Origin of the sequence: Undibacterium pigrum, assembly GCF_003201815.1 — a bacterium.
Lineage (GTDB): Bacteria > Pseudomonadota > Gammaproteobacteria > Burkholderiales > Burkholderiaceae_D > Undibacterium > Undibacterium pigrum.
This window is the reverse complement of the sequence record NZ_QJKB01000001.1, coordinates 1,015,378-1,037,778: the sequence shown is the minus strand read 5'-3', so window position 1 is coordinate 1,037,778 and position 22,401 is coordinate 1,015,378. Positions and strand designations below refer to the sequence as shown.

21 protein-coding genes are annotated in these 22,401 nt (G+C 48.6%); 12 read left to right on the top strand and 9 right to left on the bottom strand.

The genetic code is table 11. The features are described 5' to 3' along the window. Nucleotides 1–116 precede the first annotated feature (116 nt). From DFR42_RS04550 to DFR42_RS04510, 9 genes are all read left to right on the top strand, one after another. The gene (locus DFR42_RS04550; RefSeq protein ID WP_211324148.1) at nt 117–1,019 is read left to right on the top strand and encodes a CheR family methyltransferase; all 903 of its coding nucleotides are present in this window, start codon (nt 117–119) and stop codon (nt 1,017–1,019) included. Further along, a complete protein-coding gene (cheD, locus tag DFR42_RS04545) occupies nt 1,016–1,624 on the top strand; it encodes a chemoreceptor glutamine deamidase CheD (RefSeq protein WP_110253729.1) in 609 nt (202 codons plus the stop codon). Before DFR42_RS04550 ends, cheD begins: the two co-directional genes overlap by 4 nt. A gap of 50 nt (nt 1,625–1,674) precedes the next feature. After that, nucleotides 1,675–2,751, top strand: a complete 1,077-nt coding sequence (locus DFR42_RS04540; protein ID WP_110253728.1) for a protein-glutamate methylesterase/protein-glutamine glutaminase — start codon at nt 1,675–1,677, stop codon at nt 2,749–2,751. 103 nt (nt 2,752–2,854) lie between these two features. Beyond that, nucleotides 2,855–3,244, top strand: coding sequence for a chemotaxis response regulator CheY (gene cheY, locus DFR42_RS04535; protein ID WP_110253727.1), 390 nt, complete (start codon nt 2,855–2,857; stop codon nt 3,242–3,244). 31 nt (nt 3,245–3,275) lie between these two features. Next, nucleotides 3,276–3,572: a hypothetical protein gene (locus tag DFR42_RS04530; protein WP_110253726.1), complete on the top strand. Its 297-nt coding sequence runs from the start codon at nt 3,276–3,278 to the stop codon at nt 3,570–3,572. A gap of 11 nt (nt 3,573–3,583) precedes the next feature. After that, on the top strand, nt 3,584–4,801 hold the full coding sequence (locus DFR42_RS04525; protein WP_110253725.1) for an EAL and HDOD domain-containing protein: 1,218 nt from the start codon (nt 3,584–3,586) through the stop codon (nt 4,799–4,801). Between the two features lie 147 nt (nt 4,802–4,948). Further along, nucleotides 4,949–6,634: a glycosyltransferase family 39 protein gene (locus DFR42_RS04520; protein WP_110253724.1), complete on the top strand. Its 1,686-nt coding sequence runs from the start codon at nt 4,949–4,951 to the stop codon at nt 6,632–6,634. A gap of 136 nt (nt 6,635–6,770) precedes the next feature. Further along, a complete protein-coding gene (purL, locus tag DFR42_RS04515) occupies nt 6,771–10,766 on the top strand; it encodes a phosphoribosylformylglycinamidine synthase (protein WP_110253723.1) in 3,996 nt (1,331 codons plus the stop codon). A 160-nt stretch (nt 10,767–10,926) separates the two neighbouring features. Continuing rightward, nucleotides 10,927–11,667 carry a substrate-binding periplasmic protein gene (locus DFR42_RS04510; protein ID WP_110253722.1) on the top strand — a complete coding sequence of 247 codons (741 nt, stop codon included), beginning with the start codon at nt 10,927–10,929 and terminating at the stop codon, nt 11,665–11,667. Nucleotides 11,668–11,735: 68 nt separating this feature from the next. On the opposite strand, the gene DFR42_RS04505 is transcribed toward DFR42_RS04510, so the two are convergent. The 8 genes from DFR42_RS04505 to DFR42_RS04470 form a co-directional block, all read right to left on the bottom strand. After that, nucleotides 11,736–12,512, bottom strand: a complete 777-nt coding sequence (locus DFR42_RS04505; RefSeq protein WP_110253721.1) for a peptidylprolyl isomerase — start codon at nt 12,510–12,512, stop codon at nt 11,736–11,738. 50 nt (nt 12,513–12,562) lie between these two features. Next, nucleotides 12,563–12,835: a BolA family protein gene (locus tag DFR42_RS04500; protein ID WP_110253720.1), complete on the bottom strand. Its 273-nt coding sequence runs from the start codon at nt 12,833–12,835 to the stop codon at nt 12,563–12,565. Continuing rightward, nucleotides 12,832–13,455, bottom strand: a complete 624-nt coding sequence (locus tag DFR42_RS04495) for a septation protein A (protein WP_110253719.1) — start codon at nt 13,453–13,455, stop codon at nt 12,832–12,834. The genes DFR42_RS04500 and DFR42_RS04495 overlap by 4 nt, the downstream gene beginning before the upstream one ends. 11 nt (nt 13,456–13,466) lie before the next feature. Beyond that, nucleotides 13,467–13,862, bottom strand: a complete 396-nt coding sequence (gene msrB, locus DFR42_RS04490) for a peptide-methionine (R)-S-oxide reductase MsrB (RefSeq protein ID WP_425450863.1) — start codon at nt 13,860–13,862, stop codon at nt 13,467–13,469. Nucleotides 13,863–13,894: 32 nt separating this feature from the next. Beyond that, complete coding sequence (locus DFR42_RS04485; protein WP_110253717.1) at nt 13,895–15,373, bottom strand: protein adenylyltransferase SelO; 1,479 nt, start codon at nt 15,371–15,373, stop codon at nt 13,895–13,897. 98 nt (nt 15,374–15,471) lie between these two features. After that, complete coding sequence (locus tag DFR42_RS04480; protein WP_110253716.1) at nt 15,472–17,328, bottom strand: chemotaxis protein CheA; 1,857 nt, start codon at nt 17,326–17,328, stop codon at nt 15,472–15,474. Further along, on the bottom strand, nt 17,328–18,086 hold the full coding sequence (locus DFR42_RS04475) for a protein phosphatase CheZ (protein WP_110253715.1): 759 nt from the start codon (nt 18,084–18,086) through the stop codon (nt 17,328–17,330). The genes DFR42_RS04480 and DFR42_RS04475 overlap by 1 nt, the downstream gene beginning before the upstream one ends. A gap of 255 nt (nt 18,087–18,341) precedes the next feature. Next, nucleotides 18,342–18,833: a putative toxin-antitoxin system toxin component, PIN family gene (locus DFR42_RS04470; protein WP_110253714.1), complete on the bottom strand. Its 492-nt coding sequence runs from the start codon at nt 18,831–18,833 to the stop codon at nt 18,342–18,344. Between the two features lie 13 nt (nt 18,834–18,846). On the opposite strand from DFR42_RS04470, the gene yaaA reads away from it, so the two are divergent. Then, nucleotides 18,847–19,623, top strand: coding sequence for a peroxide stress protein YaaA (gene yaaA, locus DFR42_RS04465; protein ID WP_110253713.1), 777 nt, complete (start codon nt 18,847–18,849; stop codon nt 19,621–19,623). 58 nt (nt 19,624–19,681) lie between these two features. On the opposite strand, the gene DFR42_RS04460 is transcribed toward yaaA, so the two are convergent. Continuing rightward, nucleotides 19,682–20,485, bottom strand: a complete 804-nt coding sequence (locus DFR42_RS04460; RefSeq protein ID WP_110254233.1) for an outer membrane protein assembly factor BamD — start codon at nt 20,483–20,485, stop codon at nt 19,682–19,684. A gap of 43 nt (nt 20,486–20,528) precedes the next feature. Between DFR42_RS04460 and DFR42_RS04455 the strand changes: the two genes are divergently transcribed. Next, the gene (locus DFR42_RS04455; protein WP_110253712.1) at nt 20,529–21,581 is read left to right on the top strand and encodes an RluA family pseudouridine synthase; all 1,053 of its coding nucleotides are present in this window, start codon (nt 20,529–20,531) and stop codon (nt 21,579–21,581) included. Then, nucleotides 21,578–22,390, top strand: coding sequence for a peptidoglycan editing factor PgeF (gene pgeF / locus DFR42_RS04450; protein ID WP_110253711.1), 813 nt, complete (start codon nt 21,578–21,580; stop codon nt 22,388–22,390). The genes DFR42_RS04455 and pgeF overlap by 4 nt, the downstream gene beginning before the upstream one ends. The last annotated feature ends 11 nt before the right edge of the window (nt 22,391–22,401 follow it).

The window sequence follows — 22,401 nt, the reverse complement described above, 5'->3', positions numbered from 1 at the left end:
CAGTAAATATTTTTTAGTCTGGCAAAATGCCTGTGTAGATAATGATTATCTGGATTTTTATTTGAAATCAGCTTTCATCTCAGAAACAAGATGGGGAAAGTTTAGGAAAGCATTGAATGACGAAATCCATCGATAAAACCAGGTCGGATACTTCAAAAGAGTTTTCATTTAACTCAAAAGATTTTGACCGTGTCAGAGACTTGATTTATAAAAGAGCCGGTATTTCCCTGGCTGACAGTAAGCAGGAAATGGTTTACAGCCGGCTGGCACGTCGTTTGCGAGCGACTGGTATCAGCTCGTTTTCAGAATATCTTGATGACCTTGAGCGTAATCAGAATGAGTCTGAATGGGAGGCATTTACCAATGCCTTGACCACCAATCTGACTTCATTTTTCAGGGAAGAACATCACTTTCCCATACTTGCCGAGCATATTGCCAAGAAAAACGAAACGGTGAATATCTGGTGCTCAGCCAGTTCCACAGGAGAAGAGCCTTATTCTATTGCCATGACGCTTTGCGAGGCGTTTGGCACACTACGCCCTCCTGCGCACATCATTGCCACAGATATAGACACCAATGTACTGGAAACTGCATCGCGCGGAGTGTATAACCTGGATCGTATAGAGAAATTGTCGGCAGAGAGAACCCGCAAATTTTTCCTCAAGGGCAAGGGCGCTCAAGAAGGTCTGGTCAGGGTCAGGCCAGAACTCAGGGATTTGATCACATTCAAGCAATTGAATTTATTGGAAGATAATTGGCCTTTGAGTGGCGAATTTGATGCAATTTTTTGCCGGAATGTCATGATCTATTTTGACAAACCAACACAAGGCAAAATTTTAAAGAAATTTGTCCCCTTGATGAAACCGGATGGTCTATTGTTTGCTGGCCATTCAGAGAATTTCCTGTATGTCTCGGATGACTTCAAGCTGAGAGGGAAGACGGTCTATGACTTATCGAAATCCCATCCTGCTGGCACCAGAACGACGACATTGCGCCATTTGCAAAAGGGTAATCCATGAGCCAGCTAAGTGAAGAGCATTTTGCAACGAATGTCTATTACGATAGAACTTTCGATTGTGACGCTGCCAAGATATTGCCTGGTGAATTTTATTTCACCAACAAGGACATGCTGATTGTTACCGTGTTGGGTTCTTGCGTATCTGCATGCATACGAGATCGCGTTTCCGGTGTGGGTGGCATGAATCATTTCATGCTGCCAGATGGCGGTGGTGATGCAGATAATCCTGTATCCGCATCCATGCGTTATGGCACGTATGCGATGGAGGTGCTAATCAACGAACTCTTAAAAGCTGGCGCCAAACGCGAAAACATGGAAGCCAAGGTATTTGGTGGCGGCAATGTCCTGCGCGGATTTACGGCAATCAATGTGGGTGAGCGCAATGCAAAATTCGTGCTCGACTATCTGCGCGCTGAAAGAATGCGCGTGATTGCGGAAGATCTTAATGATATCTACCCGCGCAAAGTCTATTTTTTTCCCCGCACGGGCAAGGTTCTGGTCAAGAAACTCAAAGTGGAACATAACGATACCCTGAGAAGGCGCGAACAAGATTATGCCAGCAGGCTCAAAACGACTTCGGTTGGTGGTGAAGTGGATTTGTTCTAGTTAATTATTGTGCGATGTCTGTATCAGGACTGAGCGCGGAGTATTTTTGAATGAAGATAAAAGTATTGATTGTTGATGACTCTGCGCTGATACGAAGTGTCATGAGCGAGATTATCGGTAGTCAGCCCGACATGGAAGTGGTGGGCGTGGCTCCTGATCCTCTGGTTGCGCGCGAGTTGATCAAGCAAACTAATCCGGATGTGCTGACACTTGATGTGGAAATGCCCAAGATGGACGGCCTGGATTTCCTTGAGCGTTTGATGCGCTTACGCCCCATGCCTGTCATCATGGTATCTTCGCTGACCGAACGTGGTTCTGAAATCACCATGCGCGCACTGGAGTTGGGGGCGGTGGATTTTGTGACCAAGCCCAAGTTATCCATACAAAGCGGCATGCTTGAATATACCGAGTTGATTGCCGACAAGATCCGGATCGCTTCCAAGGCCAGAGTCAGGCCAAGAAGTGTGCCAGTAACCGGCGCAACTCAGGCAAGTGTTGGTGTATTGCCACAAGTGCGCAACCCGCTCACCAGTAGTGAAAAGCTCATTATCATTGGTGCTTCTACTGGTGGTACAGAAGCGATCAAAAATTTCCTGGTGCAAATGCCTTCGGATTGTCCGGGTATACTGATTACGCAACATATGCCGGAAGGCTTTACCCGCTCATTTGCCAAGCGTCTGGACGGCTTGTGCAAGATATCTGTATCAGAAGCTGCTGGTGGCGAGCGTGTCTTGCCAGGGCATGCTTACATTGCCCCGGGTCATTCACATTTGTTGCTGGGACGTAGTGGTGCCAACTATGTGACGCAACTGGATCAGGGTGAGCCAGTAAACCGCCACAGGCCTTCAGTAGATGTACTGTTCCGGTCCGCCGCAACCTATGCTGGCAAGAATGCCGTTGGCGTGATTTTGACTGGTATGGGCAAGGATGGAGCGGCAGGTATGCTGGAGATGAAAAATGCAGGTGCATACAATTTTGCCCAAGATGAAGCAAGTTGTGTAGTATTTGGTATGCCGCGTGAAGCAATTGCAATTGGCGCGACACATGAGGTTGGCCCTTTGAATGAATTGCCTACCAAGGTTCTGCATTATCTTGCTACGCACGGCAGCAGAGCCCTGAGGGTGTGACGTTTTGATAGAATTTAATGTGTTACAGCAATTTCAGCACCGTTTTATCTCAATTTGTCCGATAATGCTAATAACTGTCCTTAAAGAAATAGTGGAGTAATTCATGGCCGATCAAAATCTCAAATTTTTAGTAGTCGACGACTTTTCTACTATGCGTCGCATAGTTCGGAATTTGCTGAAAGAATTGGGATATTCCAATGTCGATGAAGCGGAAGACGGTGCAATGGGACTGGCAAAGCTGAAGAATGGTGATTTCGATTTCGTCATCTCAGACTGGAACATGCCCAATATGGACGGTCTGACGATGTTGCAACACATTCGCGCTGATCCAGCCTTGTCCAAAATGCCGGTACTGATGGTGACGGCTGAAGCCAAAAAAGAAAACATCATTGCTGCTGCGCAGGCAGGTGCCAATGGTTATGTGGTGAAGCCATTTACTGCAGCCACGCTGGATGAGAAGCTGACCAAGATTTTCGAAAAACTGGGGAAATAGCAGGACCATCAGTTTTTGCCTGGAGAGGAAAATGAGTCAGCGCAGCAATTCAGATACTCAAGCAGAAAATCTCCTGAGCAGAGCAGGCCGTATTGCCAAACTGTTGTCTGACAGTTTGGCATTGTTGGCATGCTTAAAGCAATTTGCCAGTAGCTTGCTTGGTGTTTATCGTCGCCTCGCCTTTTCTACCAGTATCGCAAGTGTTGCCTTGAGTGGCACGCATCCTCATCCGCAGTGCAATTCCAGGTTTACTCAAATCAGTATCAAGTTAATGATTTGCTCAACTGTCTTGGGCTCTGAATTTTTCAATCATATTAATCCAACATAAATAATACTAAGATGATAGAAGAAAGCTTCATCGTAAGAGAACCCTTACTCGATCCTAAACAACGAGTGATCGGTTTTCAATTTTCCTGGCAACAGCCTGACCAGAATGCAGAAGCAAGCACTGAAAGTCTGAGCGCCTTGCTTGAGTTCGTCGCTGTGCAATTGCACGACGATGACAAAGGCTTCCTGCTGGGTGACAGTCTGTTGTTTCTTGAAGCCGTACCTGAGCTGCTGCATGCAGAAGGTTTGAAGCTTCTGCCCGCCAAGAATACCGTACTGATACTCCATAAAAAATATTTTGCAGACCCTGATACGCTGGCAGCGGTCACCGAATTGCGTCAGCTGGGATATGGCATCTGCTTGCGCGGTGCTGAGGTGACAACGCTGGAACGCGCTTATTTTGCGCAAATCACCCATCTTGAAGTGAAATTGAACGCCTCCAATTTTGCGTCTCAAGCCAAGGTATATGCGACATTGAAGCAGTCTACAGTCCGCATGGTGGCGCGTAATGTGCTGGCATGGCCGGATTTTGATGCATGCTCGGCTTTGGGGCTGGACAGTTTTGTTGGTAAATTGCATCTGACGCCAAGGCCAAGTACTGCACCAAAAACGCTGAATACTTCGCAGACGACTATTTTGCAGTTGATGGAAATGGTCAGAAAAAATGCAGATATCCAGCAGCTTGAAGCTGTGGTCAAACGGGATGCAACTCTGGCATACAAGCTTTTGCGTTACATAAATTCGGCAGGTTTTGGTCTGCGCTCCGAGGTGCAGTCACTTAAGCATGCAGTGCAAATGCTGGGCTACAGTCCACTGTACAGATGGTTGACATTGTTGCTGGCAACGGCAAGTACCAGTGGTTATTCGCCTGTGTTGCTGGAAACGGCTATCGTCCGTGGTCGTCTGGCTGAAATCCTGGGGCAAAGCAAAATGTCCAAGAGTGAGGCAGAAAACCTGTTTGTTGCTGGCATGTTCTCATTGCTCGACAGGCTCCTTGGTATCCCTATGGAAGAAGTGCTGTCATCCATACAATTGCCTGAGGTTGTTACCGAGGCCTTGATATCACGTGGCGGTACTTATGGTCCTTTCCTGGCACTGGCTGAGGCATGCGAATTGAATAGCATGCTGGTTGGTTCTTTGGCAGAATCCTTGAAAATCACGCCGCCAGACCTGAATGCAGCGCACATGGCAGCCTTGGTGTGGGCAAAAAATGTTGCATCTGTAGCCTGATCAAACTGTGGTCCCCGTAAAAGACAAGCATTTTGCTTGTCTTTTTTTTGCTTTATCCATCAAGAATGGATACAGTTCGCTACTTGAAAAAAATAATTATGACAATCTCGTTCAGGGAATTGTCTTTAGGAAATCATTTATCAACATATGAGTGCTGTACAAGCTGAAATTGAAGCGCATCAAAAAAGCATACCGCTGTGGTTGGTATGGGTAGTGACGTTCTTCTTTTTGGCTTACGGCCTGGGTTGTTACCCCATCCTCGATAATAATGAGGGCCTCTATGCTGAGATACCCAGGGAAATGCTGGCCTCAGGCGATTGGCGTCACTGGATCATCCCGCATCTGAATGGTCTGGCTTATATGGAAAAGCCGCCGCTATTGTATTGGCTGACGGCGATTTCCTTTGCCATTTTTGGCGAGCATGAGTGGTCTGCCAGGCTGGTACCAGCATTATCAGCACTCTCATGTGTGGCGATGATTTTATGGTTTGGCCGTCAGATAGGGCGGCTTGCTGCATCAAGGTTAGCTGCGCTGATGTTTATCAGTGGTTTGGGTGTCATGGCAATGTCGCGCACTTTGATGTTCGATATGCTGTTGACAGTATTTTTTACGGGTGCAGTGATGGCGGGCTATTTATTTAGCTTGTCGGGCGACCAGAAAAAACTTCACTGGTCTTTGGGCTTGCTGGCTTTTGCCTTGCTGGCTAAGGGTTTCGTGGCGATTATTTTGTTTGTTGCTGTGACCGTCACTTACACCATGCTGTTTTCCAGTTCTGTATCAGATTTTCTGAAAAGAATAATTGCCTGGTTTAATCCAAAAGCAGTGGGTATTTTCTTGCTGATCGCTTTGCCCTGGCATATTGCTGCGACATTGGCTGAACCCATATTTGCCTGGTTTTATTTTGTCAATGAGCATGTGCTGCGCTTTTTGGGTAAGCGTGAGCCACATGATTATTATGCTGGTGCCTGGTGGTATTACCTGCCCAGGATGGTGATTTATCTCTTCCCCTGGTCTTTCTTTTTGCCTGTGCTTTTGTTTGTCAAAGCGAAGGTGCCTAGCTCCAAAATGCTGCATTTTTTCCTCGCGTGTGCCTGGATCATGCCGGTGCTGTTCTTTTCTGTATCCAGTGCCAAAGCGAACTATTATCTCGTCGTGGTTATGCCCTTGGCTGCTTTGCAACTGGCAATCGCCCTGGAAGACCGGCAGTTCGGACGCACATGGGGCAGGGTTCTGGTAGGGCTGGTCCTGGCATTCTTGTTTGGCGCACTTGCTTGGCAGGCTGGCAGGCAAGGGGCTTCGCAATTTTCTTCTTTGCTGGTTTATGGCATGCAAAGTATGCAATTTTTGCAGATATTTATGGGCAGCGCCTGTGTCCTGAGCCTGCTTGTTGCCCTTATAGTCTGGCGTTTGCCACGCTTTGGCATTTTCCCTTTTGCTGCAATACCTGCATTGATTTTAGTAGGGCTTATAGGTGTTTTGCAGGCAGCGGCACAGTGGACTTCTACTCGGCCGTTGGTGGCGGAATTATCCTTGGCAGAAGTTAAGCGTGAGGTGTTTTTATTTAAAGTATTTGAGCACCAGTCTTCGCTGCCTTTTTATTTGAAGAAGCCTGTGCGGGTAGTCGAAAGCCGTAGCAGCGATTTATTCTGGGGCAATAAACTGCATAAAAACAATATTGTCGTTTCAGATATGAACTTTGACAAAATCACAGACCAGCAGTTGGTGAGCCTGATTGTTCTGGATGAAGATATGCCTAGCTTTATTGATAAAAAATATGCATCAAAATTCAAAAACAGTAAAAAAATCGGTCGTAGCACCCTGTTTATGAATTGAGTTTGGCAGTCAAGGCAATTTCTTCCTGCTGGCGTCTGGAGTCGGGTAGGGCATCAAGGTATAATCACGCTTTCTGATCCAACCAGCATATGTGCACTGCAGGTTTGTGTACTGTGCCTCAACTACCTCGCTCACCATGTTGATATTGCCAGGCTCCAACGCCCTGTCTGCTTTTCGTACCTCCGGTCTTCTCTCTCGTTTGCAAGCTGTCGATGCCAATATAGTTGGCGTTAGCGGTCGCTATGTTCATTTTGTCGATACGACATCTGAACTGGTCAAGGAAGACGCTGACCGCCTGAATGCCTTGCTGGTGTATGGCGATGCATTTGCCGCCAGTAGTGACGGCGATGTGTTTGTCGTCATTCCGCGATTTGGTACGATCTCGCCATGGGCCAGCAAGGCCACGGACATCGTCCATAATTGCGGCATGACACATATCCACCGTCTGGAGCGTGGCATTATTTACTACGTGCAGGTCAAGACTGGTTTGCTGGGGGGCGCTAAAAAACTCGCTGATGGCAGCCGTGAACAAGTGGCAGCACTCTTGCATGACCGTATGACAGAAATGGTGCTGGCAGATGCGCAGCAAGCACAGGCACTGTTCTCTGAACTGGTCGCCAAAGAACTGGAGCATGTAGACGTACTGCAAGGTGGCAAGGCTGCCCTGCTGCAGGCGAATACTGAACTCGGCCTGGCTTTGTCAGACGACGAGATCGATTATCTGGTTGATGCGTTTACCGCAGCCAAGCGTAACCCTACTGACGTTGAGCTGATGATGTTTGCCCAGGCAAACAGCGAACATTGCCGTCACAAGATTTTCAATGCTGACTGGACTATCGATGGTCAGAAACAGGATAAATCCCTGTTCCAGATGATCAAGAATACCCATGAGTTGCAACCCAAAGGCACTATCGTTGCCTATAGCGACAACTCTTCCATCATGGAAGGTGCAGTCGTCAATCGTTTCTTCCCTTCCGGTAAAGACCTGGTGTACAAGGTCACAGAAGAATTGACGCACACCCTGATGAAGGTGGAAACGCATAATCACCCGACAGCCATTTCCCCATTCCCGGGTGCTTCTACCGGCGCTGGTGGTGAAATTCGCGACGAAGGTGCCACAGGTCGTGGTGCCCGTCCAAAAGCGGGCCTGACCGGTTTTACCGTGTCCAACCTGATGTTGCCGGGTGCGCGCCAGGCCTGGGAAAATGCTGGCGACAGCCTGACTGCAAAAGTCGACGCGAATGCCTACGGCAAGCCAGACCGCATCGCCTCACCACTGCAAATCATGATAGAAGGCCCTTTGGGTGGTGCGGCTTTCAATAATGAATTTGGCCGTCCGGTTCTGGGTGGTTATTTCCGTACCTTTGAGCAAAATGTCGGTGGCACGGTGTATGGCTATCACAAGCCCATCATGATTGCCGGTGGTATCGGCAATATCTCTGACAGACACACCAAAAAGAATGATCTGCCAGTCGGTACTCTGTTGATACAACTTGGTGGCCCGGGCATGCGCATAGGCATGGGTGGTAGTGCGGCTTCTTCGATGGCAACAGGGACTAATACGGCGGATCTGGATTTTGACTCTGTACAGCGCGGCAACCCTGAAATGGAGCGTCGTGCACAAGAGGTCATCAATTCATGCTGGCAGTTGGGTGATGATAATCCTGTCCTGTCCATCCATGACGTAGGTGCAGGCGGTTTGTCGAATGCCTTCCCTGAAATCACCAATGATGCCAAGCGCGGCGCACTGTTTGATTTGCGTAAAGTGCCGCTGGAAGAAAGCGGCATGGCACCGAAAGAAATCTGGAGTAATGAATCACAGGAGCGTTATGTCCTGGGCATAGCACCAGAGAGCCTGGAATTGTTCCGTCATTTCTGCGAACGTGAGCGGTGTCCGTTTGCCGTGGTGGGTACCGCGACTGAAGAACGTCAATTGCGCGTCATTGACCCGCTGAACGACACTTCACCAGTCGACATGCCCATGAATGTCTTGCTCGGCAAACCACCAAAAATGCACAGGGATGTTGTCCATGTCAGCAATGATTTCCCAAAAATTGATTTGACGGGCATTGATCTGCAAGTTGCTGCTGAGCGCGTATTAAGCCTGCCTACGGTCGCTGACAAATCATTCCTGATCACCATTGGTGACCGAACGGTTGGCGCTACATCAGTGCGTGACCAGATGGTTGGTCCATGGCAGGTGCCGGTAGCTGATTGCGCCGTGACCACCATGAGTCTGGAAGGCTACCTGGGTGAAGCCATGTCCATGGGTGAACGTACCCCGCTGGCCGTGATTGATGCTGCCGCATCTGGCCGTATGGCGGTTGGTGAAGCCATCACCAATATCGCTGCTGCACCGATCAACGATATTTCGGATATCAAACTGTCAGCTAACTGGATGGCAGCCTGTGGCCAGCCTGGCCAGGATGCGGCCCTGTTTGATACCGTAAAAGCAGTCGGCATGGAATTATGCCCGGCACTGGGTATCAGTATCCCGGTAGGCAAAGATTCTCTGTCCATGCGTACTACATGGAAGGACGAAGGTCAAAGCAAGGCGGTGACTTCACCAGTATCGCTGATTATTTCTGCCTTCTCGCCAGTCTATGATGTGCGCAAGTCATTGACGCCGCAAATACGCCTTGACCAGGGCGATACCAGCTTGATCCTGATTGATCTCGGTCGTGGTAAAAATCGTCTGGGTGCATCCTGTTTCGCGCAAGTCATGCAGCAGTTGGGCAACGATGCGCCGGACGTTGATAGTGCAGAAGACTTGAAAGCTTTCTTCGCTGCTATCCAGCAGTTGAATAGTGAAGACAAATTGCTGGCTTACCATGATCGCTCTGATGGTGGCCTGTACGCCAGCCTGTGTGAAATGGCGTTTGCTGGCCGTGCTGGCTTGTCCGTCAATCTCGATATCCTGACCATGGATAGCGAGCATGCAGCAGACCAGGGCGATGCCAAGAACTGGGCTAGCCAAGTGTCTGAACGTCGTAATGACATGACCTTGCGCGCCTTGTTCAATGAAGAACTGGGTGCTGTGATACAGGTGCGCACTGAACAACGTTCAGAAGTCATGGATGTCTTGCGCAGCTTTAATCTGGGTGCTTGCAGCCATATCATCGGCAAACCAAACAATAGCGGCATCATCGAATTTACCCGCGATGCCAAGCAAATCTATACACAGCCTAGAACTGTATTGCATCAGTTGTGGAGTAAAACCAGCTGGCAAATCGCCCGTCTGCGCGACAATCCTGCCGGTGCTGATGCTGAATATGCGCGCATCGTGGATGCCAATGATCCAGGCATGCAGCCTAAACTGAGCTTCGATCCGCAGCAAGACGTGGCAGCCCCATACATTGCGACTGGCGTACGTCCCAAGGTTGCCATCTTGCGTGAGCAGGGTGTGAATTCGCATATAGAAACAGCCTATGTCATGCATAAGTCCGGTTTTGAGGCGGTAGACGTGCATATGAGTGACCTGATTGCTGGTCGCGCAAAACTGGCTGACTTCAAGGGCTTGATCGCTGTTGGTGGTTTCTCTTATGGCGACGTACTTGGGGCAGGTGAGGGTTGGGCAAAAACAATTTTGTTCAATGCCATGATGTCTGATCAATTCTCACAATTTTTCCATCGCGACGATACCTTTGGTCTGGGCATCTGCAATGGTTGCCAGATGATGAGTAATTTGAAATCCATCATCCCTGGTGCACAGGCCTGGCCTAAATTCACGAAGAACAAGTCTGAGCAATTCGAGGGTCGTTTTGCCATGGTGGAAGTGGCTGAGTCTGCTTCCATCTTCTTCCAGGGCATGGCTGGTACACAAACACCTATCGCCATCGCTCATGGTGAGGGTTTTGCTGACTTCTCAACGACTGGCGACATTGCCAAAGCACAGGTGGCCATGCGTTTTATCAATAATGCTGGCCTGGCAACAGAAGCTTATCCATACAATCCAAATGGTTCACCACAGGGCATTACTTCAGTCACCAATGAAGATGGCCGCTTTACCGTGTTGATGCCGCATGCTGAGCGTGTATTCCGCTCAGTCTTGCATTCATGGCATCCAGATGGCTGGGGTGAAGATTCTCCCTGGATGCGTATGTTCCGCAATGCACGAGTGTTTGTTGGCTAAGCTTTTATAGGCACAGACTCGCAGGCGAAATCATGGAAATGATTTCGCCTTTTTTTTGCTTTATGCTTATGAAGATGATTTACATTTGAGTTGATAATAAGGCTTCTGGGAAGCGCAGCTTTCCTTATAATGAATCGCCAGGGAAACTTTCTCTAGATAAATGCGATATTTGTTATTCTTTGCTTTGTTGTTTGCCTTGCATACTGCTGGTGCAGCAGAGCGCTTGCGTGCCTGCGGTGGAGATGGTAATTGGCCGCCCATGTCTTATGTCAAGGTGCCTGGAGCAGCAGTAGAGGGCTTGTCGGCAGAGGTTTTGAGAAATATCTTTGCCGACCCCAAGATAGAACTCAGGCCCTGGGCACGTTGCCTGTTTGAAGTACAGGCTCGCGAAGGCTTTGATATTGTGATGTCGGTGTTCAAGAACCCTGAGCGTGAAAAGATGTATTTGTTTTCACGTAGCTATCACAGCCTTTCGCCATCTTACCTGTATTTAGCAAAGCGTTTTCCTCAAGCACCATTGCAAGCACTCAGCGATCTGGAAAAATATAAAGTGTGCTCATTGCACGGCTCATCCACTTTCTATACCAAATTGCCTGCATCAGCGATAGAGAGTGGCGCGACCAGTTATATCAGTCTCATGCGCAAAATTGAACGCGGTCATTGCGACATTGTGGTGGATATGCAGGAGGTATTATTGGGGTTTGCCCGTCTGAGCCTTTTGCCCATTGATATGAGTACTTACAAAATAGTAAGCCTGCCGCAAACAGAAAAATATCCCCTGCATTTTGGAGTCAGTAAAGATCACCCGCAGGCAGCGCAAATCATAGAGCAACTGGATAAGGGCCTGGCGGAATTGCAGCGTAGCGGTAAATTGACGAGCATCATCAATAAATACCAATAGTTTGGTGAAGATAGAATACAAAAAAGAGGTGCATGCGCACCTCTTTTCTTAAGCAAAGCCAGACGAAATTACTGGATCTTGGCTTTTTTGATCAAGGTTTGCTGATACGCCTGTACACGTTGTTGTTGCAAACCTTCTACAAATTGAGGTTTGACTTCTTCCATAGTAGGGAATTTTGCTGTGCGTGTATCATCCAGCTTGATGATATGGAAGCCAGCCTGTGATTTCACTGGTGTTTCTGTGAATTGGCCTTTTTGCAGTGCTTTTACAGCTGTTGCAAAAGTTGGATCCCAATTATTTGGAGTGGACCAGTCAAGATCACCACCTTTGGAAGCTGAGCCAGCATCTTTGGATTGCTTGGCCAGTTCTTCGAACTTGGCGCCAGCTTTCAATTTGGAGATGATGGCTTTGGCTTCATCTTCTTTTTCCAGCAAGATGTGGTAAAGGTGATACTCTTTATCGCCAGCTTGTGCTTTCAACTTGTCATATTCGGCTTGTACTTCTGCATCGCTAACAGGGCTCTTTTTCAATTGCTCTATCATCAGGGCACGCACCAGTATGGATTGACGGCTTGCTTCGATGGCTTGTTTTACTTCAGCGTTATTCGCTAATCCTGATTTCTCCGCTTCTTGTATCAATACTTCGCGGTTGATCAGTTCCTGCCTCAACATCGCACGCAATTGCGGGCTGTCTTGCTGTTGTCCCTGCGCAGTTACTTGTTTAACTAATGTTTCAAGGCGGCTGGTAGGGATTGTCTTGCCATTAACCGTAGCCAGAGTTTGAGCCATTGCAGGGAGGGCAGTTGCAAGAAGTACTACCAGCAAATGAGCAGGTTTAAAAGTCATTGTCTGTTCCTAAATAACAAAATAAAAAAAACGGATTATAAATAAACTGCTTAGGTCGCTATCTCTGACGGACTCAATGCCACTATATTGAGGGCATGAATTTCCGTTTGCATCATATCGCCAACGGCATCATACACTAGTCGATGGCGGGAAATACGGTTTAGTCCGTCAAATTGCTGACAAACTATTCTTACACTGTAATGACCGGCGCCGCCTGCAGCGCCAGCATGGCCGCGATGGGCTTCAGAGTCATCTGTTAATTGACACTCAACGGGCCACAAGGTTTCCGTCAGGCGGTTTAATATTTTTTCATGACGTGTCATTGAGCAGGTTCTTCCATGTACTTGGCCAAAAATAGGCTTTGTATAATAACAAATGCAGGCATGATGGCAACAACAGCGAGCAATTTAAAGTTTGCCCAGGTGTCTGTAGAGAAATTAAACGCCACATACAGATTTACAAATCCCATGAGCAAGAAGAACAGCATCCAGGCATAGCTCAGGCGCGTCCAGATTAGCTCAGGGAGTTTGATTTGCTCGCCCATGGCCATTTGAATCAGGTTTTTCTTGAAAATAAACTGCGCCAGAGCAAAAGCACCAAAGTAGCACCAGTACAACACAGTTGGTTTCCATTTGATAAAGGCTTCGCTTTGGAAATACAAAGTGGCACCACCAAATACCATGATAATGATGAAGGAAATCCACAGCATGGCATCGACTTTTTTGCGACGTATCAGCAGATAGCCAATCTGGCATATGGAGGCGACCAGAGTAAGTGCTGTTGCCAATAATATGGGAGCCAGTTCTGCTGTCGTCACTCCGCCTGAAACTATGCCAGAAAAGTAATAAGAGACTAGGGATTGTGCGGTAGCCGGATTTTTCTCACCCCATTTAAAGGTGACAAAAAACAAAACTACCGGGAACATATCAAAAAGAAATTTCATTTACAGACAGCTTAAGTTGCAGGGTCAAATTTCAAGGAAGCGGAATTGATGCAATACCGCAATCTCGTAGGTGGTGGTCCATCCGGGAATACATGTCCTAGATGAGCGTCGCAGATATTACACAAAATCTCGGTGCGCGTCATGCCATGAGATGTATCAACTTTCTCACGAACATTTGCCGGATTAATTGCCTTGAAGTAACTTGGCCAGCCGCAGCCGGAATCAAATTTGGCATCTGAAGTAAACAAGGGTGTATTACAGCAGACGCAGGTATATGTGCCTACTTCATGATGATCCCAGAATTTGCCAGTAAAGGCGCGCTCAGTAGCGGCATGCCGGGTGACTTCATACTCCATGGAGCTGAGTTGCGCTTTCCATTCGGCATCTGATTTAACGATTTTGCTCATGATTTCCTCTGTATTTCTGTGTTTTCTCTATATCAGGATGAACAACTGACTTCCAAGTGCCTGGCCCAGTCTGGCGGCAATTCTGCATAGTCTTCATGCTCTTCTTGTTCGTCATAGGGGTTTTTCAGGATGCTCAACAGCTTCCTGGTTTCTGAAAAATCCTTTTTTTGCGCTTTCTCTATCGCTACCTGCGCAAGATAATTTCTTAAGACAAATTTGGGGTTGACTGACAGCATGCTGGCTTGACGTGTCTTGTCATCACTTTGTTCCATGCCCAGGCGCGCCCTGTAATCAAGCAGCCATAGATCAAGGCCATCCCTGTCCAGGAATAAATCACGCAGTAGCTCATCCTTGGTCGATTTCTGATTCGAAAGCTTACTCAAATGACGGAAACTCAGGGTGAAGTCGGCATGGTTACTTTGTAACAAAGTGAAAAAGCCAGCAAATAAATCCAGGTCGCCTTCCTGATCTGTCTTCAGGCCAAACTTCTGATGCATGAGCTCTGTCCATTTTTTGCGATAAACGGCTGGGTAATGGCTTAGTGCAGCATTGGTGTCATCAACACTACCTATGACTGGCGACAAGGCTTGCGCCAGTGCCTGGCAATTCCAGTTGCCTATGGCTGGTTGCATGCGATAGGAGTAGCGTCCTTGCTGGTCGGTATGGTTGCAGATATGTTTTTCATCATAAGCTTCCATGAAACCGAAAGGGCCATAGTCCAGAGTCTGGCCGATGATGGACATATTGTCGGTATTCATGACGCCGTGCATAAACCCTACGGCCTGCCATTGCGCCATCAGTGTGGCAGTGCGTGTGGTTACGGTAGCCAGCAGCGCCTGGTAAGGATTGTTTTCTGTCTGCAGTTCGGGATAGGAAAGTGCAATGACATAATCAGCCAGCAGGCGCAGATCATCCATCCTGTCGTTGTAATACCAGTGCTCAAAAGAACCAAAACGGACAAAGCTGGGGGCTACACGGGCCACGACAGCGCTGGTTTCTGGTGTTTCGCGAAAAACCATCTGGTCTGAGCCGATGACGCAGAGCGCACGTGAAGTCGGGATGTTCAATGCCGCCATTGCTTCCGAGCATAAAAACTCACGTATGGAAGAGCGCAATACTGCCCGCCCATCACCCATGCGTGAATAGGGGGTCATGCCTGCGCCTTTCAGTTGTATTTCCAGGTGCTGTTCAGCATGAGATGTGCCGCCAAGAAGCAGGGCGCGGCCATCACCCAGTTGACCTGCCCAGACGCCAAACTGGTGCCCTGAATACACGGCTGCCAAGGGCTTGCTGCCTGGGATGAGCTGGTTACCTGAAAAATAATTCAAAAATTCGGGCGAGTTTAGGCTGGCTTGGTCCAGGTTCAGTTGTGCTGCAACTTCTGTGCTTGCCGCCACCAGATAAGGTTTGTCTATAGGGCTGGCTGCGAGATGGGTATAAAAGTGTGCGGGAAGTTCTGCAAACTGATTCTCCAGCATGAATTCCTGCAGAGAGAGGGGGGAAGTGGTCATGAGACGCCATATGGCTGTAAAAAGAATAAACGCATTTTGACAGATTTGGTCAAAATGCGTTTATCAGGTGATTTACTGCAAATATGGAAGAGTAGCACTCAGGCGCTTATGCGTTCCCTGGTCTTGCAACCATCAATCAGGAAAGATAGGCTGATCACCAGAACCAGCTCACCTTCAGCAGAGCGGGCAGTGCCCGTAATGCCTGGGGTGCTAATGCAGGTCAGTGGTTTGATCACCAGATCGGCTGTGCCATCAACTGCATCTACAGACAAGATGTAAGGGCTGGGCGCTGCAATGACGATCCCAACTCTTTCAGACGCTGGCGTGTAACCCAGTATCTTGCCCAGAGACTTCACTGGCAAAGGCCGGCCAAGATCACGCAAAACAGGTTGGCCACCGACACTTTCAAAGGTTTCTGGCAATTCAACCACGCGCTGTACAGTCGCCATTGGCAAGGCCAGTGATGCGCCGTCAGTACGGACCAGCATGGTTGGAACGATAGACAGCTCAATTGGCAAACGGATCAGGAAGGTAGTGCCTGTTCCCAGTTGAGAAGCTATGCGTATCGCGCCGCGATGGCGTTCTACAGCAGTTTTTACCACGTCCATGCCTACCCCGCGACCGGATACGCTGGACGCGACTTCCTTGGTCGAAAAGCCTGGTAAAAACACTAGCTGGAAGGCTTCGTCGTCAGTACGGGCATCATGGATGTTGATCAAGCCTTTGGAGACAGCTTTGTCACGCAGTCTTTGTGCATCCATGCCTTTGCCATCATCCGTCACTTCTATCATGACGCTGCTGGCTTCCTGCCATGCTTTCAATGAAATCGTGGCACGCGGTGATTTATTGGCATTGATGCGTTCTTCTGCGGTTTCTATGCCGTGATCAAGTGCATTGCGCAACATGTGGACCAGTGGATCATACAAGCTGTCCACGACAACGCGATCCACTTCAGTCTCGGCACCAGCAATGTTCAGATCGACTTCTTTGCCAAGATCACGTGCCAGTTCCCTGATCAGCCTGGGGAATTTCTGGAACAAACGTCCCACCGGCTGCATGCGTGTGGCCAGCGTGGCACGTTGCAGCTCGGTTGAGTAACGGGATGCGCGTGTCAGGGTTTCTGTCAAGGCAGACATCAACGGTGCAGCTTGTCCGTCGAACTTAAATTGTGAAAGTTTTTCCAGAAGTACTGCTGCCTGATTGGCGGCCTGCACAGATTCCCCAGCAACTTCAAGCAAGACGTTCAGCTTGACCGCATCAATGCGTATGCTTTCTTCTTTGGCAGGTGCATTTTGTTTGACTTCACCGCCAGAGAGTGAAGACTTGACAGCTTCTGTCTCTTCCCTTGGCGTTGGCGCATGTACTTCTTCTGCCTGGATTTCTTCGGCTTCTGCCTCGACTTCTTCTTCGGGCAGGGTGCCTGGCGGCGTCACCGCGCGGTAGTAAGCATTCCAGTCAACTTCACCGGTTTCTTCTTTTTTAGCTGCCGGAGCCGCAGCTTTTTCTGCCGCTTTGGGTTTGGGCGCTTCTGGTGCTTTTGCCTTGGCAGCTGCCGGTTTTTTGCTGACGCCCTTCATTTCTATGGCATCTGTCAGCATTTTTTCCAAAGACTTGGGCATGGTCGACAACTTGTCCGGCTCGGTGCCATTATTCAGGGCAGTAAGCTGGTCAGCGACAAAGCCGCTAGCCTCGAGAGCCGCTTCTATGGCTTCTGGCGTGACGGGTACTTGTCCTGTGCGCAGGGCATCGAAGAGATTTTCGGTCAAATGGCAGGCCGAGACCATGGCGCTCAAATTCATGAAGCCTGCGCCACCCTTGATCGTATGGAACGACCGGAATACGGCATTAAGCGTATTCATGTCGCCGGGATTGCGCTCGAGCGATAGTAGATGTTCTTCTACATTAGTCGCCAGATCGAGCGCCTCGACGACAAATTCTTTGAGCATGTCATCCATTAGAAACCCAGACTATCAAGTAGGTTATCTACATCGTCCTGTTCCAAAGCCGCGTTCGGGACGGAAGGGCCTTCCATCAATTCTACTGCTTTCTCTTTCAGGTCAGATGGTGCATTGTCGAGAAGTATTTGTGCCAGTTCGTGTTCGACACGTTTATTGATTGCAACAACTTTCTTAATCAATTGGCCTGTCAAATCCTGGAAATCTTGCGCCATCATGATGTCCAGCAGGCGCGCTTTCTCAGCATCTGTGGCTGATAAGACAGCGTTAGCAAAGGTCTTGGAGTCTGTCGCCAGAGCCTTGAATTCATCGATGCTGAGTTTACCGTCAAATAAATCTGTCCAGCGTGCATCCATGGATTTGGCTTTTTTTGCCAGTTCATCCTGTTCCGGCATGCCGAGGTCTGTGGCATTCAAGACCTTGTTGGCAGCCTGTTCGGTCAGAGTGGCAACGTATTCCAGTCGGCCCTGAGCATCGGCAATTTGTTCCGCAACGTCAGACAGCGAGCGGTCGTAGCCCAATTCACGCATGGAGTCGTGCAACATCCTGACCAGGCCACCCAGTCGATCAAACATAGGTCGGGAAGAGTCAGCATCATCGCCATGCAGATTGAATTTGGCAGGTAGAGGCTCAGGCTCGGGTGCGGGACTGCTTGCAACAACTGCTGCTCCGGAAGAGGGGGACTCTACATTGGTTTCCAGGCGCTGATTGGCCATTTCTTCAAACAATGCGTCCAGATCATCTGCTGAATCGGTCATAGTCCTTGGTTCTCCATAATCGCATTGATCATTGTGTAAGCTTCACAAATGTCATGGTGTGTCAGCGAGAGTATGCAGAAATGATCTGAGTGTTGCTGCCATTCAGATACTAAGTTTCCGCATGGGCTCCGTTCATTTGCCTAACTTATTTTCTATAAGTTAGGGTGTAAATTTCATGTACAAACAAGACTGCTTTTTACTCTTGTTCATAGTAGCAGGACATTACCGAAGAATAACTCAGAGTAATAAAATTTGTCATTCTTTTGTTGGTCCCGATGCAGTTTTGTCACATTCTTTTACGTAAGTTTTCAAAAATTGTTCTGGTGTCTCAATTCTGAACATGCCTGCCTGCCGGATTTTTCTGGCCAGCTTGAGTAATGCCTTGTCTTTGGTGATTAATACCTCAGCCTGAGTATCGCGTGCAATTTCCAGGAATTTCTGGTCATCCTTGTCGCTACAAATGGGTAGTTTGTACGAAGAGGTTTCTGCAGGAGTGATGCAAGTAATATGGCGATCAAACACGGCAGTCACAAGCTCTGCACTGTCGTGTCTGGCAGACAGGTGAGGGTAGTTGAGCACTGCCAGCCATTCATCCCTGCAGTCATTACGGGTGATGGCGTGTATTGCTCCATTGCCGAGTTCTTCAAGTAAAACCGACCATCTCGGGTCTTTGAAAACGAATAAATCAAGGCATACATTAGTGTCAATCACTACGCGCTTAGGTATGATGGCGGTCATTTTTGTCATTTAAATTCAATTTATGCTCATTGTATTATCTCCGGCCAAGAGTCTTGACTTTGACACAGCCGTAAAGGCCAGAACTGTCACCACGCCTCATTTTCTGGATGAAGCCGAAGAGTTGATAGGCATCGCTAGAACTTATAAGCCAGATCAATTGGCTGAGCTCATGGATATTTCCCCGGCCCTGGCGCAACTGAATGTTCAACGTTTTGCTGATTGGCAGGCAGAAGCTACTCCATTGAATAGCAAACAGGCGGTTTTTGCTTTCAATGGCGATGTCTATGAAGGCTTGGACGTTACCAGTCTGACCACAGCACAGATAAAATACCTGCAAAATCATCTACGTATTTTGTCTGGTTTATACGGCTTATTGCGTCCGCTGGATGCCTTGCAGGCATATCGCCTGGAAATGGGAACCAGGCTCGATAATGCCCACGGTAAAAATTTATATGCCTTTTGGGGCGATAAAATAAGTTTATTGCTGAGTGATGTTATTCAGCAACAAAAGGCAAAAACTTTGGTGAATCTGGCTTCCGACGAATACTTTAAAGCCGTCAAACCCGCTTTATTAGGCGTGCCAGTGATCTCTCCAGTGTTTCAGGATTGGAAAAATGGTCAATATAAGATCATTTCTTTCTATGCCAAGCGTGCGAGAGGCTTGATGGCTAAATATAGCGCGCAGCATGGCATACGCAGGGCCGAGAACCTGAAAGCCTTTGCCGAAGAAGGGTATGCCTATTGCGAAGAAGAATCGACCAAATTTAACTGGGTATTCCGCCGAAAGATGGAAGACTAGCTAAAAACCAATATCCACCAGAGCATCAGGTTTCTGGTGGATATATTGGTTTACCGTCCTACCAGAATTTCCACCAGGCGCCGCCAGACTTGCCTTTACCTGCCAGGAAGTCACTTTTTGGGAAGTTTTGCAAGAACACACGGTTGGCATCATCACGCAGCTCAGTCATGCCCATGGCATCGTAAGAGCGTATCAGGATGAACATTGCTTCTTCAATGGAAGGGGCATCCGGATATTCCTTGATGGCAGCCTGGGCACGGTTGGCAGATGCCAGATAAGCACCACGACGCAGGTAGTAGCGTGCTACGTGCACATCATATTGCGCCAGGGCATTTACCAGATATTTCATGCGCAAGATCGCGTCTGGCGTATACTTGCTGTCTGGGAACTGGATTGCCAGTTGTTTGAAAGCGTCAAAAGAATCGCGGGACGCTTTTGGATCGCGTTCTGTAATATCCTGATTGGCAAGGAAATTCAACAAACCGACCTGGTCGTTGAAGTTGATAACGCCGCGCAAGTAGTACATATAGTCTACATGGCTATGATTTGGATGCAGCTTGATGAAGCGTTCAACTGCCGCCAATGCCTGGGCTTGATCGCCTTGCTTGTAATAAGCGTAGGCAGTTTCCATTTGTGCTTGTTGTGCGTACGTACCAAAAGGGAAGCGTGATTCCAGTTTTTCAAAGTACTGAATTGCTCTTTCATAGCTCCCACTAGACATTTCGTCTTTTGCTTCAGCGTATAATTTTGATGCTGACCAGGTTCTGGTCTCATCGCCCTTTTCGCCAAACACCCCGCAGCCGCTTAAACTTAAGGACGCGGCAACAGCCAGAACCAGCAATTTCAAAGATTTAATGTGCATAAATTTGTGCGTGAGCATGAAAACAATTTACGGATTATAGCCGATGGCAAAAAATGTGAAACAAACTACTACAGTGATTTTGTCAGATTCCGACCTGGAGACTGAATTTGAAGAGCTGAACGATAGCACCGAAGTGGACGAAGATTTTTCGCCGGTAGTCGAAAATATAGAATTAAAGCTCACATCAGAAGCCTGTGGTGAGCGTTTGGACAAGACTTTGTCCAAACTGGTTCCCCAATATTCCAGAAGTCGCATCCAGCAATGGATAGAAGCAGGCTTTGTCAGTGTCGATGGCAAGCCGGGTCGTGGCAAAATGACCATGCTGGGTGATGAAAAAATCATTATTGAGCCGCAAGCCGCTCCCGATGAAGGTGCTTATGCGCCCGAAGACATCCCTTTAAACGTGGTTTATGAAGATGACGACATCCTGGTCATCAATAAACCTGCTGATATGGTGGTGCACCCGGCTGCTGGTAACTGGTCAGGCACATTGCTGAATGGCTTGCTGTACCGCTGGCCTGCTTTGCTGGGCGTGCCACGTGCTGGCATCGTGCATAGGCTGGATAAAGATACTTCTGGCCTGATGGTCGTCGCCAAAACCCTGATCGCCCACACTGAGCTGGTGCGTCAGTTGCAGGACAGAACAGTCAAGCGTGAATACTATGCGCTGGTATGGGGTACGCCCAATTTGTCCGGCACAGTTGATGCACCTATGGCCAGACATCCGCGTGACCGCATCAAGATGGCAGTCTCGCAAAGCATGCTTGCCAAACCGGCTGTGACACATTTCCAGCGCGTAGCAGCTGGCATGCTGGAAAAATTTCCTGTTAGCCTGGTTGCCTGCCAACTTGAAACTGGTCGCACCCATCAGATTCGTGTGCACATGTTGTCACTGGGTTTTCCGCTGGTTGGTGACCCGCTGTATGGCAAGCAGCATCTGGCGCGCTTCTTCCCTCGTCAGGCACTGCAGGCGCGCAAGCTGGGTTTGACGCATCCGACTACAGGTGAGCATGTGGAATGGGAAATCCCCCTGGCTGATGATTTTGCAGCATTGCTGCTGCAGGCTGGCATACAGTTAGTAAGCAAATCAGTATGAAATCAGACAGCAAGAGCATCATTGATCTTGCTTCTTTCCCGGTAGTGTTGCCCAACTGGCAGCACGCGCCCGCCACCGTGCGGGCGTTCACCACCACCCGTCATGGCGGGGCCAGTCTTGGCCCCTATGGAGATGCGAGCGGCAGCGCCGGTCTCAATCTCGGTGACCATGTCAACGACAATCCCAACGCAGTAAAACAGAATCGGGATAAATTAAATCGTCAATTGCCTTCGGATGTCATATTCTTATCACAAGTACATGGCAATATAGTACTTGATGCTAATGATCTTGCTGCTGGCAGCGTCAGCAATATAGGTGACGCCGTGCTTAGTACGCAGCCTGGTAAGGTTTGTGCAGTGCTGACTGCAGATTGCCTGCCGGTTTTATTTGCAGATATTTCTGGCAAAGTGGTTGCTGCAGCACATGCCGGCTGGCGTGGTCTGGCATCAGGGGTGTTGCAACATACCGTAGCAGCCATGCGTGCCAGGGGTGCACAGGAGATCATTGCCTGGCTTGGGCCAGCCATAGGGCCGCAAGAATTTGAAGTAGGGCGTGATGTACTCGATGCTTTTGCTGCGCAAGTTCCTGATGTGCAGATTTATTTTAAAGCGAAAGCCAGTCGGGATGGATCGGAAAAGTATCTGGCCGATCTCTACGGGCTGGCAAGAAAATTGCTAAATGACATCGGTGTTGAGCAAGTGTCAGGTGGTGATCGCTGTACAGTAAGTGAAGTGACTGAGTTCTATTCTTACCGCCGCGATGGTATCAGCGGAAGAATGGCCAGCCTGATCTGGATAGCACCGGATTAACAGGATGCCGG